The organism is Acinetobacter sp. ACZLY 512 (assembly GCF_023614015.1).
Lineage (GTDB): Bacteria > Pseudomonadota > Gammaproteobacteria > Pseudomonadales > Moraxellaceae > Acinetobacter > Acinetobacter soli.
The window spans coordinates 1-15,145 of the sequence record NZ_JAKIVI010000011.1 but is presented as its reverse complement, the minus strand read 5'-3'; the positions used below and the strand labels follow the sequence as shown (position 1 = coordinate 15,145).

Genomic DNA, 15,145 nt, shown 5'->3' with positions numbered 1-15,145 from the left:
ATGGGCCAGCTTATAGATTAAGCTGGCTTTTCATTTGCATCAGAATGTGTTGCCACAGCTCTAAAATAGGCGCCAACAAACTGACACAGTATTGATAAGCTAAATAGCACAATACACTCCCCGTGGCTAAGCCGACAAGTTTTGCCACTGTGCTCACGGCGAAGCGCTGCCCCACATACCAGATCAGTGCCAGTAATGCGCCCATGAGCATCCCCCCAATGTGCGCAGCGTTATTGATGCCAGTTGCCATGAAACCAAAGGCCAAGTTTATCGCCATAATGATCAATAACGCTTTTTTGTCGAGAATAAAACGTTGCCTCGGCAATGCAGGTAATATTGCCAGTATTGTGAGTGCGCCGCCAAGCCCCATCACCGCGCCAGAGGCACCGGCTCCCACATGGGGCAGTAAACTTGGATCAAAGTTTTCAAGTAGTGCATAACTGTCACGAATGGCGATATAACCACTGAGCAGACTCCCGGCCAGGCCGGCCAGAATATACAGGCCCAGATAATACCCGCGTCCGAGTAGTTGTTCGGCAATGTTGCCAAACACATATAATGCCCACATGTTTAGCATGAGATGAATCAAGCCAAAATGAAAAAACATGCTGGTAAACAGACGAGCCGGTTGCTCAAGATAGGTGAGCGGCGCAAAATCGGCTCCCCAGTAAATGGCATCGGCTGTGGTCGGGTTACTGGCATCTACGCCATGCATGATCTGCCAGACAAATAAACCCACGTTTATAGTGATCAGTACAGCTGTAATCCACCAACTGTAGAGGTCAAGTTTACGATTCATCTGAGGTGGTCTTAGATCAGTCATGCTATGCTTTTGTAATCATTCAATAAGAGCGATAAAGTAGCTTAGCATGAAACTACAAACTCTCTGGAGAAAAGCGCTGACATGAAACGTTTTTTTGTACGTGTTATTTTGGCACTTGTCAGTGTTGTACTTCTGGTTCAACTTTGGATTTTTGCAAGTTTAGTATGGTGGCGCACGCAGCCCGTCAATACCAGCATGTTTATGCGCATTGCATCGTGGTCAGAGCCCTCTAAACCGCTTCAACATCATTGGCGTGACTACGATAATATTAGTAATAATTTCAAGCGAGCAGTAGTGGCTGCCGAAGATGGCAAGTTTTTGCAGCATCATGGTTTCGACTGGGATGGTATTCAGTACGCTTTAGAAAAAAATGAAAAATCAGGTGAAGTGGTCAATGGTGGATCGACTATCTCGCAGCAGTTGGCCAAGAATCTATTTTTATTCAATCAGCGTTCTTTTTTGCGCAAGGGCCAAGAAGCGATTGCGACTTGGATGATGGAGCGAATGTGGTCGAAGCAGCGTATTTTAGAAGTGTATATGAACTCGGTTGAATTTGGTGAACATATTTATGGTGTAGAGGCGGCATCTCAATATTACTTTAACCGCAGTGCTAAAAACTTAAGCCGAGAACAAGCTGCGTTTTTAGCTGCCTTACTACCCAATCCAAAGTACTATCAAAACAATCGAAACGACGCCAAATTTCGTTTTAAACAGCGCTTTACACTAAAATATATGCGCTACAGTCAAATTCCTTAAGAATTGAGATGTGTATTGAATATAAAAAACGTACTTTTAGTGCGTTTTTTTATGTAATTGAAATAATTTTGAAGCATACTAATTCAATCACGAAGCTTTTGTAGATAGGGTTGGCGCATGAATACTGCGATAACAACGACACCAGTAGAATATACTTACAACGATCGATATATTAATCGTGAATTATCCATTTTAGATTTTCATCTTCGGGTTTTAGAGCAGGCGGTTGATCCGCTCCATCCCTTGCTCGAGCGCATGAATTTTTTACTGATTTTTTCGCGAAATCTTGACGAGTTTTTTGAAATTCGTGTGGCCGGTATTTTAGAGCAGCTAGATTTGGGTAACGAAAGCCGAAGCCCTGATGGTCTCACGCCTAAACAGGTACTCGAGCAAATTTCACAAACAGCACATGCCGCGATTGAGCGTCAATACCGTATCTTAAATGAAGAAATATTGCCAAAACTACGTGACGAAGATATCTGTTTCTTGCGCCGTGGCGAACTTACCCCTGCACAATCGGCATGGGTGAAAAAATATTTTCAAGAGCAGGTTGCGCCAGTACTCACCCCAATCAGCTTAGACCCTGCACATCCATTTCCGCGTTTGGTCAATAAAAGCCTTAACTTTGTAATTACGCTCGAAGGTAAAGACGCCTTTGGCCGTCAAATTGACTTAGCAGTTGTACCGGCGCCGCGTTCACTACCGCGTGTAGTTCGTTTACCCGACGAGCTTACAGGAGGTAAAGAACATCATGTGATGTTGTCTGCTATTATCCATGAACATGTGTCTGATCTGTTTCCGGGCATGACCGCAACGGGCTGTTATCAATTCCGTGTCACACGAAATGCAGATTTGGCACTCAATGAAGATGTTGAAGATTTGGCTAAAGCACTAAAAGGTGAGCTGAGTTCCCGCCGCTTTGGTCGAGCCGTACGTTTAGAAGTAACAGAAAACTGTCCAAAACATATTTATAACTACCTGCTCGAAGAATTTGATCTGGATGAAGATCAGCTTTATAAGGTGGAAGGTCCAGTCAATTTGGCCCGTTTATTGTCAAACTTCAAACGTCCACATTTGCGTTATGACTCGCACACACCTGTTATTCCAAAGGTGCTTAAAAAGTCTGAGAATGTTTTTGCTGCCATGCAAAAACAGGACATTTTACTGCATCATCCGTTTGAATCGTTTGCACCTGTAATTAATTTATTGCGTGAAGCTGCGCGTGATCCACAGGTTTTGGCAATTAAGCAAACCCTTTATCGTAGTGGCCCCGATTCAGAAATTGTCCAAGTGCTGGTTGAAGCAGCACGTAACGGTAAAGAAGTAACAGCAGTGATCGAATTGCGTGCGCGCTTTGACGAAGAGTCAAATATTGCGGTGGCAAATGTGTTGCAAGAAGCCGGTGCAGTGGTGGTATATGGCATTGTTGGTTATAAAACCCATGCCAAAATGATTCTGGTGGTACGCCGTGAAAATAACAAGCTGGTACGTTATGTGCACTTAGGCACGGGGAACTACCATGCTGGTAATGCACGGATTTATACCGACTATGGCCTCATGACCACAGATAAAGAGTTGTGTGAGGATGTACATCGCATTTTTCAGGAACTCACTGGTATGGGTAAAATGGCCAAACTGAAAAAGTTGTTGCATGCACCTTTTACCTTACACGCTCAACTCCTCAATTATATTGACGATGAAATTGCCAATGCCAAGGCAGGTAAGCCGGCGCAGATTATTGTCAAGGTCAATGCACTGACCGAAATGCAGCTGATCAATAAATTGTATGAAGCATCACAAGCAGGCGTACAGATCGATTTAATTATTCGTTCGATTTGCTGTTTACGTCCAGGTTTACCGGGGCTGTCGGAAAATATCCGTGTACGTTCAATTGTAGGCCGTTTCCTTGAGCATACCCGCGTGTATTACTTTAGCAACAATGGTGATGCCAGAATTTACTGTTCAAGTGCAGACTGGATGGATCGTAATTTATTTAATCGTGTTGAAGCATGTTTCCCGATTGAAGACCCTGCCCTGAAAAAGCGAATTTATCAGCAAGGTCTGGTGAATTACCTCAAAGATAATCAGCAAGCATGGTTACTTCAAGGAGATGGGACATGGATACGCGTACAAGCAAAAGAAGGGGAAGAACTGCATAATGCCCAACAAACCCTGATTTCACTATTTGCTTAATTAATCTCTCATAAAAAAAAGGAGCCTTAAACGGGCTCCTTTTTTATTTTAACTGGGTGTATTAATCGCTTAATGACGATGTGATACGTTTTAAGATATCTAAAATCACATCAAATTCGCTTTGAAGCGGTGTGCTCTTACGTGTAATCAATGCAAGAACACGACTTGGTGCATTTTCAATTTCTTTCACCATCAAGTCATCGTTAAACTTGAGCATATGCGTATTGATTGCAATTTCTGGCAATAACGTAAAGCCAAGATTTGAAGACACCATTTCTACGAGTGTAGGAAGTGAACTGGCTTTTAAGCGATTGTCATTTTTACGTTCACCAACCGGACAAGCACTGAGTGCATGATCACGTAAGCAATGACCTTCTTCGAGCAGCATCAAACGTGATAAATCGAGGTCATCGAGAGACTGCGCCGAAGATGCATGCTTATCGTGTTTGTTGCAGACCAAGAACAGGTTTTCTTTGGCAATATCGACAACTTTGAGTCCACGCGTATCGAACGGTAGTGCCAGCACCACCATGTCCAAATTGCCGTGTTCAAGACGTTCAACAATTTTTTCACTTTGTGCTTCGTGCAGATGCAACTGAATTTTTGGCAGTTGCTTATGCACTTCTTCAAGTAGTTGCGTCAAGATAAAAGGTGCAATCGTTGGAATAATACCAAGATGAAGATCACCGGTCAGCGGTTCACTCATTTCACGGCTCAGTCGCATCAGATCTTGAGCATCTGCTAACAGGACTCGGGCGCGTGCAACGACTTGTTCCCCTAAAGGTGTTAAACGCACGTTTTGACGATCTCGTTCAACCAGTACGCCACCAAGCAAGCGTTCTAATTCCATGATGCCGCCAGACAGTGTCGATTGAGTGACAAACGAGCGGCGTGCTGCTTCAGTGAAGTGCAATGTTTCCGACAGTGTTACTAAATATGACAGCTGTCTTAGGGAGGGTAATGCAGCCATAATGTCCTAATGCTTATGATCTAAAGTGATTCGCAATTAAATGACTAAGCTGAGGGATAAAATGGGGCGGAATATCGTGTCCCATTCCATCAATTAATTCAAACTTAGCGCCTTTAATTGCTTTTGCAACAGCCTTACCATGACTAGGAGGTAACAACCGATCTTTCGAGCCGTGTACCACAAGGGTGGGCTGAGTAATCTGTTTGTCTAGTTGTAGTAAGGACCCCGTACATAATATTGCTAAAAACTGTTGAAGTACACCCGCAGGGTGATAACTTCGTTGATACAGTTTACGCGCAGTCTGTATTGCTTCGACCTGATTCACATATCCCGGTGATCCAATAATTTCGAATAATCTCAGACTATGATTAATAATACCATCTTCATCGGTGCTTTTGGGCTTACCAATTAGACTAAATAGTTGTTTTGGAAATGGAGGCGGTAATAGAGGCTGATTATTGCTGGTAAACATCAGGACCAACTTTTCAACTTTCTCAGGATATTTGGCAGATAAAATCTGTGCAATCATGCCACCCATTGATGCGCCGACCACGTGCACCCGATCTAGATGCATGGCTTCGATCAGCAGGGCAACATCTTCAGCCATATCATATAAAGTATAAGGTGCACCTTGATTTTCAAGCCCGAGTGCAAAACGTCCCATGAGCTTAAGGGTGTTTAGCCGTTTGCCTTTATTGCGAATTTTAGAGGACAGACCAATATCTCGGTTGTCAAAGCGAATCACGTAAAAGCCCTGATCGATAAGGGATTTGCAGAAAAAATCGGGCCAGAATAGCATCTGGGCGCCTAAGCCCATGATTAATAATAGGGGAGGGTGAGCCGGATTACCACCCACCTCAACATGCAATTCCAAGTCGTTACTGAGTTTGACTTTGGTTTCATGCATAAAGGCGGTATACGGCGAAGCGCTAAACTGCAAAGCACGATTCATGTTTATTTCCGTAAAGAAAGGACATTCCCCTGAATGCCCTGATAATAAAAATCTAAGCCTGTGCAGGCATTAAGTCAGGTACCAATTTGGTTAAGCTTAGGCGTTGTTTACCAGCAGTTGCTCCAAGCAGAACAAAACCACGTAACGTTTCTGAGCTATCCACCGCTTTAGCGAGCATACCGTCTTCAAAGGTTTCAGTTTCCCAATTCACGTCTACGTCGACTGGCGCAGGTAAAACGGTTAGCGGTGCAGCTGGTGTTTTCACCGCCACAGGCATGGCTGGATAATGCACTTGCGTGGTCTCGCCGTTGAGGGTTTTGGCCAGTGCGCGTGCTTGTTGCATAATCGGCATGACATAAGGCAAGAGCGTCCCATTGACCTCAGCACAGTCTCCAATGGCATAAATATCCGTTTGATTGGTCTCAAGCAAACTGTTGGTCAAGATACCGCGGCTAGTGTTGACTCCGGCTTGTTTGGCTAAATCGATATTGGGCTGTAAACCAATTGCGGAAAGTACAACGTCGGCAAGCAACGTTTGTCCATTGGCGAGAGTTACCATATAGTCTTGATTGTCATTCGTTTTTGAAACTTTCTCAACGGTGGTCGAAAGAACAAACTGAATACCGCTCGTTTCAAGCTTACTCTGAAATGCTTCAGCTACATGTGCAGGTAACAAACGGCCCAATGGACGTGCAGAAAGGTCAATCACGGTAACGTGATGCCCCGTATGCTGTAAGTCATTGGCAAACTCACAGCCAATGAGTCCTGCACCTAAAATGACCACACGTTTATCATCACGCTCTGCAAGGCGTTCTCTAAAAGCCCGGTAATCAATCAATGAATTGACCACATGAATATCATCGCTTGCATCACCACCAATCGCCAGACGGATTGGATTGGCACCTACGGCTAAGATCAGTTTGGAATAGGGTTGTTGGCGTGTTTGTCCGTTGTGTTCTAAAGTCAGTTCATGTTGATCTGGATCTATGGCTGTTACAACGGTATCAGACAAAATGTCCATCGAAAGCTGAGCACTCATTTTCGCTGCATCACCTAACGGAATTTGCTCAGGTGCCTTGTTACCTGCTAAGGCATTCGATAAGGTTGGTTTGGCGTAATTGACTGCATCATCCGCACTAATCATGACCAATGCCTGTTCAGGATTTAACTTGCGAAACTCACGAGCAAGGGTATAACCCGCCATGCCTGATCCAATGATGACGATAGGATGCATTCTTTTTCTCCAAAACTTAATAAAACAGATTCAATCAAAAAGACCATGTAAACGGACATGGTCTTTTAAAATAAATAATCAAACTTCGATCATTTCAAAATCGGCTTTTGAAACGCCGCAGTCTGGGCAGGTCCAGTCGTCAGGAATGTCATCCCACTTGGTTCCTGGTGCAATGCCGTCTTGTGGCCAGCCTTCAGCTTCGTCGTAAATCCACCCACAAACGATGCATTGATATTTTTTCATTTGATTCTCCAACCTGATAAGTTCGCGTCAGCTGCCTTTCAGTAAAACAATTCCATATGATCTAATCATGACTTTGAATATAAACATTACCGGTGTTCATATTGGCTTAGATTCTTGCGCAGTTCGACATCTAAGTAAAGTGAATACACGAGTTTAATCTTTCATAATAAAAGTAAAATGGCTGATCAGGACAAAACTGATGTTATTTGGGCAATTCCACCTTTTATCAGGCGGATTTGTTTGGTTTTTATTCGTTACGTTTGTCTATTTCTTTAGCGTAAAGACTGAAAATACTCGTTTTTAATATGTTCAATGAGCGTGTTGAGTTTCGCTGGATGTTCTAAACGATGATGTCCGCCTTCAATGGCATCGACCAACATATAATCTTCGAGCAAATTTTTAATTTCATACATGTCGAGCGTTTCATCTCCAAGCTCTAAATAGGCAATTTTGGGGTTGTCGTTATCGAGTTCTTGTAGAGCCAGCGCTGGATAATCTTCACGAAAGCTCGGCGCAATGCTCGGATTGGCCACAATTGCAGGAAGCTTAAACTGCGAAGACAGTTTTAAGGCCCAGTAGCCGCCCAAATTGTGTCCGACCAATACGTCAGGCTTGATGGTCAGCACAATGTTCTGATAAAAGTCCGCAACAGTTTCATAGTTCAGGTTACGGTAGTCAATCGTAATACAGAACTTATTGTCGCTTTGAATGGCATGGAATTTTGTCGATTCACGCGAAGAATCTAGGCCATGCATAAATAAAATTTTTAAACGCGGTAACATCATTATGATTATATAGACTCATGCTAACGAAAGAGATTTCAAGGCATTGGATCTATCCAGACCTGATCGAATAATCATTAGTTTACCGAGTGATGTTTCAAATTTATCTTAGCGTTTGGTCTAAGATTTACGCGATTTTTCAACAAAAATGTAAGCGAAAATAACTTTTTTCATGTGCGGGCGTAAAGAAGACATACGAAATTGTAACGAGTTCTGTTAAGCTATACGACTTCATTTTTTTATCTTATCGAGGCAGAGATGACGCAACCAAACGTTCAATCGACTTCCGAACCTATTATTTCCGAAAACGATTTAATTGCACAGCGTCATGCCAAGTTAAAACAGATTCAAGACAATGCCAAGGCATCTGGCAAAAGTGTCTGGCCAAATACTTTCAAACGTGAGCACTATGCGGCTGACTTGCAAGAACAGTTTAAGGATTTAGACAAAGCGCAGATTGAAGGCGCCGAAAAGACCTACGTTAAACTTGCGGGTCGTGTCATGCTTAATCGTGGCTCGTTCATGGTGATTCAGGACATGACGGGTCGTATCCAGCTTTATGTCGACCGCAAAGGCTTGCCGCAAGAAACCTTAGATACCATTAAGAGCAACCTTGATCTTGGCGATATTATTGCAGCCGAAGGTTATATTGGTCGTTCTGGTAAAGGTGATTTATATGTACACCTTGAAGGTTTTGAGCTATTGACCAAATCACTTCGTCCGTTACCAGACAAATTTCACGGTCTGACCGATACAGAAGCGAAATATCGCAAGCGTTATCTCGACCTGATTGTCAATGAAGAAACGCGTAAGACCTTTGAAATCCGTGCCAAAGTGGTTGCAGGCATTCGTGCCTTCTTAACCAATGAGCGTTTTATGGAAGTCGAAACGCCAATGATGCATGTAATTCCGGGTGGCGCTTCAGCACAACCTTTTGTTACGCATCACAATGCACTCGATATGGAGCTTTATTTACGTATTGCACCAGAGCTGTATTTAAAACGTTTGGTGGTGGGTGGATTCGAGCGTGTGTTTGAAATTAACCGTAACTTCCGTAACGAAGGAGTTTCGACGCGTCATAATCCTGAATTTACCATGATCGAGTTTTATCAGGCTTATGCAGATTATAAAGACCTGATGCAATTAACCGAAAACATGCTGGAAAAACTGGCGCTGGATATTTTGGGTAGCACCGATGTGCCGTATGGCGAAGAAGTGTTTAGCTTTAAAGGTCCATTTAAAAAGATTTCAATGTTTGATGCGATTTTGGAGCACAATCCACAATTCACAGCTGCAAATGTTGGGGATCGCGAGTTCTTGGCTCAGTTTGTAAAAGACGAGTTAAAAGAACAGGTGAAGCCAAGTTTTGGTTTAGGTAAATTGCAAACGATTGTGTTTGAAGAAACAGTGGAAACACAGTTGCGTCAGCCAACCTTTATTACCGAATATCCAGCTGAAACGTCGCCTTTGGCTCGTCGTAATGATGATAATCCGCATATTACAGACCGCTTCGAGTTCTTTATCGGGGGGCGTGAGCTGGCGAATGGTTTCTCTGAGTTAAATGATCCAATTGATCAGGCAGAGCGTTTCTTGGCACAAGTTGCAGAAAAAGACGCGGGTGATGATGAAGCTATGCATTACGATGCAGACTTTATTGAAGCACTTGAATATGGTTTACCGCCAACCGCAGGTCAGGGAATCGGTATTGATCGTTTGGTGATGTTGTTTGCCAATGCACCAAGTATCCGTGACGTCTTATTGTTCCCGCATATGCGCCGTAAAGATGCCTAAGAGTTTTTCTGCGTAGCAAAAAAAAGAGTTTCTTTGTAGAAACTCTTTTTTTTTCAACTTATTTTTTCATGGCTTGCATATAGCGTTCATTCACTTTATTCCAGTTCACCACAGACCAAAACGCTTTAATATAGTCGGCACGTCGGTTTTGGTATTTCAAGTAATAGGCATGTTCCCATACGTCAAGTCCCAATAAAGGTTGACCCTTGGTTTCGGCCAGATCCATCAATGGATTGTCCTGATTTGGTGTCGATGTAATCGCCAGCTTTCCTTCTGGGGTCACAATCAGCCATGCCCAGCCTGATCCAAAACGTCCGGTTGCAGCTTCATTGAATTTTTGTTTGAAGGCATCCATAGAGCCAAAATCTTGGGTGATCTGTTTGGTTAAAGCTGCACTGGATTGTCCTGTTTTATTGGCAGGTGCAAGGCTTTCCCAAAAAAAGGTGTGGTTAAAATGTCCGCCACCATTATTACGTACCGCCGTATTGTATTTTGAAATCTGCTTTTGTAACTGAACCGGATCCATCTTATCCAGTTCTGGGTAGGTTTTGATTTGAGCATTTAAGTTGTCTACATACGCTTTATGGTGCTTGCCGTAATGTAGCTCCATGGTTTGCTGATCAATAGCAGGTTGTAGCGCATTGGTCGCATATGGCAAAGGTGCTTGTTTGAATTCTGCCCAAGCAGAAACACTCATGACTGAACCAGCAATAACTAAAAGTGTTGTTTTCAATGTATTTTTCATGAACGGTGAAATCCTTGAATGATCTTGTTTTCACTTTGCATATTAGCGGGTTTGAAAAATGAAATGATTATTGGTTACATTTATACAGCAAAGATTTCAGCTAAAATTAAGCTTATGATCAATTTAAATCTGGCGCTGTATCTTTTGTGTGACGCTGCATAAATATTGTGTAGCTCGGGGTTTTATTTTTTAAACCAATCACCATGATCTCGAGCATAATTTTTGTTGTCATAACTTCTCGTTTAAAGCTGAAATATGTCTCATGCTGATATGCTTATCAATAAAATCGGGTAGGCAGCAGAATAGGGCTACGGCATAATAGGTTTTTTTAATCTGCATAGTGGTTTAAGCTCAAAATTGCATGTTGTATATGATGAATTTAGATATGTTTATGAAAAAACATGCAAAGCAAAAGCTTTTTACATCACTATAATGAATATCTATTCCCAGATCTAGCATAAAGCCAATCTGGTTGGTTCTGTTGATATTTATAAACTGGAGTTGTTATGGCACTCGTTCCTCCATATGGTGGCGCAAGTAGTGGCGAAAAACTACTATGCGACGTGATGAATAAATCGGACTGGAAAGGTGGTGCTCATGACTGAAGATAGATTAACCCATCTCAAGCAGCTTGAAGCTGAAAGTATTCATATTATTCGCGAAGTTGCTGCCGAATTTGAAAATCCGGTAATGCTTTACTCGATTGGTAAAGACTCTGCGGTAATGCTGCATCTGGCGCTCAAAGCTTTTTACCCTGCAAAATTACCGTTTCCGCTATTGCATGTCGATACTGGCTGGAAATTCAAAGACATGATCGCGTTTCGTGACAACATGGCCAAAACACATGGCTTTGATTTGATCGTGCATCAAAACAAGGAAGGCCGTGAAGCGGGAATCAATCCGTTCGATCAGGGCAGCTCGAAATATACCGATATCATGAAAACCCAAGCCTTAAAGCAAGCGCTGGATAAATATCAGTTCGATGCTGCTTTTGGTGGTGCGCGTCGCGACGAAGAAAAATCACGTGCTAAAGAGCGTGTCTATTCGTTCCGTGACAGCAAACATCGTTGGGATCCAAAAAATCAGCGTCCAGAACTATGGAACTTATACAACGGTAAAGTGAACAAGGGCGAAAGTATTCGTGTGTTCCCGTTATCGAACTGGACCGAGCTAGACATTTGGCAATACATTTACCTCGAAAATATCGACATCGTGCCACTTTATTTCTCGGCAGTTCGTCCTGTGGTTGAACGCAGTGGCACACTGATTATGGTAGACGATGAACGTATGCGTCTGAAAGAAGGTGAAGTTCCGCAAATGAAATCTGTGCGTTTCCGTACGCTGGGTTGTTACCCGCTTACAGGCGCGGTTGAGTCTGAGGCAGACACATTGCCTGAGATTATCCAAGAGATGCTTTTGGCCACCAGTTCGGAGCGTCAGGGTCGTATGATCGACCATGATGAAGCCGGCTCGATGGAAAAGAAAAAGCAGGAAGGTTATTTCTAAGCGTTGCTAAGCAACTAGATTTCAGAATGTGTGGAGTTTGAGCAATGTCTCATCAATCAGATCTTATTAGCCAAGATATTCTGGCTTATTTAAAGCAACACGAACAAAAAGATTTATTGCGTTTTTTAACCTGCGGTAACGTCGATGACGGTAAAAGTACCCTCATTGGCCGTTTGCTTTACGATTCAAAATTGATCTATGAAGATCAATTACAAGCAGTAACCCGCGACAGTAAGAAAGTGGGAACCACCGGTGATGCGCCAGATTTGGCTTTGCTAGTAGATGGTTTGCAGGCCGAGCGTGAGCAGGGAATTACCATTGATGTCGCGTACCGTTATTTCTCGACAGAAAAACGTAAGTTCATCATTGCAGATACCCCAGGGCACGAGCAATATACACGTAACATGGCAACAGGTGCATCGACAGCCGATCTTGCGATTATCTTGATTGATGCGCGTTATGGTGTACAAACCCAGACACGTCGTCATAGTTTTATTGCAAGCCTTTTGGGGATTCGCAATATTATTGTGGCTATCAACAAAATGGATTTGGTCGAGTTTTCTGAAGCACGCTTCAATGAAATTCAAGTGGAATACGATGCTTTCGTCAATCAACTTGGCAATCGTTGTCCTGAAAATATCCAGTTTGTTCCGATCTCGGCATTAAACGGAGATAACGTAGTCAATCCATCGGCCAGCACACCGTGGTACAACGGCCAAACCTTGATGAGCATTCTTGAATCGGTCGAAATCAAGCGTGAGTCGAACAAGCATGAGTTCCGTTTCCCAGTGCAATATGTGAACCGTCCAAACCTCGATTTCCGTGGCTTTGCTGGTACTATCGCGTTAGGCGAAATTAATGTAGGCGATGAAATTGTTGCTTTGCCATCGGGTAAAAAATCCAGTGTCAAAGAAATTGTGACCTTTGATGGTAACCTCGACAGAGCTTTTGCTGGTCAGGCGGTCACATTAACACTCAACGATGAAATCGATATTTCACGTGGCAATGTGTTGGTTCGTGCAGGCGAACAGCCACTTATTTCACGTAGCGTGCGCGCATCACTGGTATGGATGAATGAACATCCACTGGTGAAAGGTAAGTTATACAATGTAAAAATTGGTACGCAAACCGTTCCTGCAAAAGTCACCGCGATTAATTATCGTGTGAATGTGAATACTCTTGAGCATTCTCAGGTCGATGAGCTTGAACTGAACGGGATTGCCGATGTAACAGTCGAGTTTGATGCGGCTGTGGTGTTTGATCGTTACCAAGACTCGCGTTATACCGGTTCGTTTATTTTTATCGACCGATTAAGTAACGTCACCGTAGGTGCGGGTATGGTCGAAGCAGCGGTCGAGTGGACTGCACACAGTACACCAGTGACTGCCGAAGACCGAGCTGCGCGTTTAGGGCAAAAGCCTGCTGTGATCGGCATTGATACTTCTGTACTTTCGCAATCTCAGGCACTTGAAAGCTTGCTGATTCAACAAGGTGTGGTGGCAATTGCCAAGCCTGATTTAACGGCTGAGCAGATTGGCTTGTTACGTGAAACGGGTGTTATTGTATTGACAAATGTCAGTGACGCCACTGACACCGATGTTAGTGCAACCTCACTTGATGAAGTTGTCGACCAAGTGGTTGAGCGAGTTCGTTTGTAATTTAAAACGCATAAAAAAAACCTCCTGATCAGGAGGTTTTTTTATGGAGCCAGATCAAATTAAACCAGACTCACCAGTGGAAATACACCAAATACCAAAGCACTACCTAAAAGTACACAGCAAGTCACAAATGCCCATTTCAAAGTGAATTTCTGATGATCTGCAAACTCAACTGCAGCCAGACCACAAAGAAGATAGGTAGACGGAACCAGCGGAGAAAGTAAGTGGATTGGTTGTCCAACAATTGATGCACGGGCAATTTCAACTGGCGTAATGCCGTAGTGGCCTGCAGCTTCTGCCAAAATTGGAAGAACACCAAAATAGAAGGCATCGTTAGACATAAAGAAAGTTAATGGCATACTGAGTACGGCTGTAATCGGTGCCATATAAGGCCCCATGCTGTCTGGAATAATAGCAACAAAGCCTTTAGACATTGCTTCAACCATGCCTGTACCAGTTAAAATACCGGTAAAAACACCTGCTGCAAAAATTACCCCGACAACCGCCAATACGCTATCTGCGTGCATCGCGATACGTTTTTTCTGCATTTGAAGATCAGGATAGTTGACCACAAGCGCAATACAGAAACCGAGCATGAACAGAATAGCCATAGGTAAAATGCCTTTGACCAATGCTGCCATTAAAACTATCGTTAAAATTCCGTTAAACCAGCGAAGATGTGGACGCTGTGCTTCTGGGTCTTTTGAAATGGTCAGATTGTCTGCGTGACTGATATCACCCATTTCAATTACACCCAAACGTTTACGTTCATATTTGCCATACATATAGGCCAATACAAATAACCATGCTGCTGCTATGACCATCGATGGGATCATTGGAATAAAGACAGCACTTGCATCGACTTGCAAGGCACTGGCAGCACGTGCTGTTGGGCCGCCCCATGGTGTAAGATTCATCACACCACTACAAAGCAGCATTAAGCACGTCATTACCAGTGGATTCATGCCAATACGTTTATAAAGAGGCATCATGGCCGCAACACAAATCATATAGGTGGTCGATCCATCACCATCTAGAGAAACGGTCAAGGTCAGAAAAACAGTACCAAGCGTGATTTTAAGCGGATCGCCCTTTACTTTTTTGAGAATCCACTTGATTGAAGGGTCAAACAAACCTGAATCGATCATCAATGCAAAATACATGATGGCAAAAAGTAACATCACACCAGTGGGTGCGAGCTTTTTGATACCATCTAGCATGGTTTCGCCTAATTTGGTAATTTCAATGTGGCTTAAACTATCAAAATGAAAGCCCAGCCCCCAACCGATGAGTGCGAACAAAACAGGAATGAGAATAAGTGCAACCATTGCACTGAGGCGTTTTGTCATGATCAAGTACATAAAACACATGATCATGCTGAGGTAATCCCCCCTAAAAATAAAAGGATGTAAAAGTAGAATTTTCTTTTAAGATAGAATCAGGAGATTCTGCATGAAAACCTCTAAATTTACTGACAGCCAAATCATGTCCA

At 43.1% G+C, this 15,145-nt stretch carries 13 protein-coding genes; 5 read left to right on the top strand and 8 right to left on the bottom strand.

Annotated features, from left to right (window positions below; genetic code table 11):
- Window positions 1-10: 10 nt before the first annotated feature.
- Window positions 11-823, bottom strand: coding sequence for a rhomboid family intramembrane serine protease (locus L2096_RS12330; protein WP_250365532.1), 813 nt, complete (start codon window positions 821-823; stop codon window positions 11-13).
- Between the two features lie 81 nt (window positions 824-904).
- Between L2096_RS12330 and mtgA the strand changes: the two genes are divergently transcribed.
- Complete coding sequence (gene mtgA / locus L2096_RS12325) at window positions 905-1,579, top strand: monofunctional biosynthetic peptidoglycan transglycosylase (protein WP_004936051.1); 675 nt, start codon at window positions 905-907, stop codon at window positions 1,577-1,579.
- 117 nt (window positions 1,580-1,696) lie between these two features.
- Window positions 1,697-3,772: a polyphosphate kinase 1 gene (gene ppk1, locus L2096_RS12320; RefSeq protein ID WP_004936054.1), complete on the top strand. Its 2,076-nt coding sequence runs from the start codon at window positions 1,697-1,699 to the stop codon at window positions 3,770-3,772.
- Window positions 3,773-3,833: 61 nt separating this feature from the next.
- On the opposite strand, the gene oxyR is transcribed toward ppk1, so the two are convergent.
- The 5 genes from oxyR to L2096_RS12295 all read right to left on the bottom strand — a co-directional run bounded on the left by oxyR (window position 3,834) and on the right by L2096_RS12295 (window position 7,956).
- Window positions 3,834-4,742: a LysR family transcriptional regulator OxyR gene (oxyR, locus tag L2096_RS12315; RefSeq protein ID WP_004936057.1), complete on the bottom strand. Its 909-nt coding sequence runs from the start codon at window positions 4,740-4,742 to the stop codon at window positions 3,834-3,836.
- 13 nt (window positions 4,743-4,755) lie between these two features.
- Complete coding sequence (gene estB, locus L2096_RS12310; RefSeq protein ID WP_004936062.1) at window positions 4,756-5,694, bottom strand: esterase EstB; 939 nt, start codon at window positions 5,692-5,694, stop codon at window positions 4,756-4,758.
- A gap of 52 nt (window positions 5,695-5,746) precedes the next feature.
- On the bottom strand, window positions 5,747-6,928 hold the full coding sequence (gene rubB / locus L2096_RS12305) for a rubredoxin reductase RubB (RefSeq protein WP_250365531.1): 1,182 nt from the start codon (window positions 6,926-6,928) through the stop codon (window positions 5,747-5,749).
- Between the two features lie 78 nt (window positions 6,929-7,006).
- Window positions 7,007-7,171 carry a rubredoxin RubA gene (gene rubA / locus L2096_RS12300; protein ID WP_004946157.1) on the bottom strand — a complete coding sequence of 55 codons (165 nt, stop codon included), beginning with the start codon at window positions 7,169-7,171 and terminating at the stop codon, window positions 7,007-7,009.
- 272 nt (window positions 7,172-7,443) lie between these two features.
- A complete protein-coding gene (locus L2096_RS12295) occupies window positions 7,444-7,956 on the bottom strand; it encodes a YqiA/YcfP family alpha/beta fold hydrolase (RefSeq protein ID WP_250365530.1) in 513 nt (170 codons plus the stop codon).
- 255 nt (window positions 7,957-8,211) lie between these two features.
- Between L2096_RS12295 and lysS the strand changes: the two genes are divergently transcribed.
- A complete protein-coding gene (gene lysS / locus L2096_RS12290) occupies window positions 8,212-9,744 on the top strand; it encodes a lysine--tRNA ligase (protein ID WP_250365529.1) in 1,533 nt (510 codons plus the stop codon).
- Window positions 9,745-9,802: 58 nt separating this feature from the next.
- Here lysS and L2096_RS12285 read toward each other — a convergent pair whose 3' ends face one another.
- Window positions 9,803-10,489 (bottom strand): superoxide dismutase, encoded by a 687-nt coding sequence (locus L2096_RS12285; RefSeq protein WP_284444935.1) that lies wholly within the window; start codon window positions 10,487-10,489, stop codon window positions 9,803-9,805.
- A gap of 597 nt (window positions 10,490-11,086) precedes the next feature.
- Here L2096_RS12285 and cysD point away from each other — a divergent pair.
- Entirely contained in the window at window positions 11,087-11,995 is a 909-nt protein-coding gene (gene cysD / locus L2096_RS12280; protein ID WP_004936081.1) for a sulfate adenylyltransferase subunit CysD, read from the top strand.
- 44 nt (window positions 11,996-12,039) lie between these two features.
- Window positions 12,040-13,653, top strand: a complete 1,614-nt coding sequence (gene cysN / locus L2096_RS12275; RefSeq protein ID WP_250365528.1) for a sulfate adenylyltransferase subunit CysN — start codon at window positions 12,040-12,042, stop codon at window positions 13,651-13,653.
- A gap of 59 nt (window positions 13,654-13,712) precedes the next feature.
- Here cysN and L2096_RS12270 read toward each other — a convergent pair whose 3' ends face one another.
- Entirely contained in the window at window positions 13,713-15,029 is a 1,317-nt protein-coding gene (locus L2096_RS12270; RefSeq protein ID WP_250365527.1) for a CitMHS family transporter, read from the bottom strand.
- Window positions 15,030-15,145: the final 116 nt, after the last annotated feature.

Bases quoted from the DNA above. Each gene is read 5' to 3' on its own strand.
- L2096_RS12330 (WP_250365532.1), bottom strand. From the start codon at position 823: ATGACTGATCTAAGACCACCTCAGATGAATCGTAAACTTGACCTCTAC.
- mtgA (WP_004936051.1), top strand. From the start codon at position 905: ATGAAACGTTTTTTTGTACGTGTTATTTTGGCACTTGTCAGTGTTGTA.
- ppk1 (WP_004936054.1), top strand. From the start codon at position 1,697: ATGAATACTGCGATAACAACGACACCAGTAGAATATACTTACAACGAT.
- oxyR (WP_004936057.1), bottom strand. From the start codon at position 4,742: ATGGCTGCATTACCCTCCCTAAGACAGCTGTCATATTTAGTAACACTG.
- estB (WP_004936062.1), bottom strand. From the start codon at position 5,694: ATGAATCGTGCTTTGCAGTTTAGCGCTTCGCCGTATACCGCCTTTATG.
- rubB (WP_250365531.1), bottom strand. From the start codon at position 6,928: ATGCATCCTATCGTCATCATTGGATCAGGCATGGCGGGTTATACCCTT.
- rubA (WP_004946157.1), bottom strand. From the start codon at position 7,171: ATGAAAAAATATCAATGCATCGTTTGTGGGTGGATTTACGACGAAGCT.
- L2096_RS12295 (WP_250365530.1), bottom strand. From the start codon at position 7,956: ATGATGTTACCGCGTTTAAAAATTTTATTTATGCATGGCCTAGATTCT.
- lysS (WP_250365529.1), top strand. From the start codon at position 8,212: ATGACGCAACCAAACGTTCAATCGACTTCCGAACCTATTATTTCCGAA.
- L2096_RS12285 (WP_284444935.1), bottom strand. From the start codon at position 10,489: ATGAAAAATACATTGAAAACAACACTTTTAGTTATTGCTGGTTCAGTC.
- cysD (WP_004936081.1), top strand. From the start codon at position 11,087: ATGACTGAAGATAGATTAACCCATCTCAAGCAGCTTGAAGCTGAAAGT.
- cysN (WP_250365528.1), top strand. From the start codon at position 12,040: ATGTCTCATCAATCAGATCTTATTAGCCAAGATATTCTGGCTTATTTA.
- L2096_RS12270 (WP_250365527.1), bottom strand. From the start codon at position 15,029: ATGATCATGTGTTTTATGTACTTGATCATGACAAAACGCCTCAGTGCA.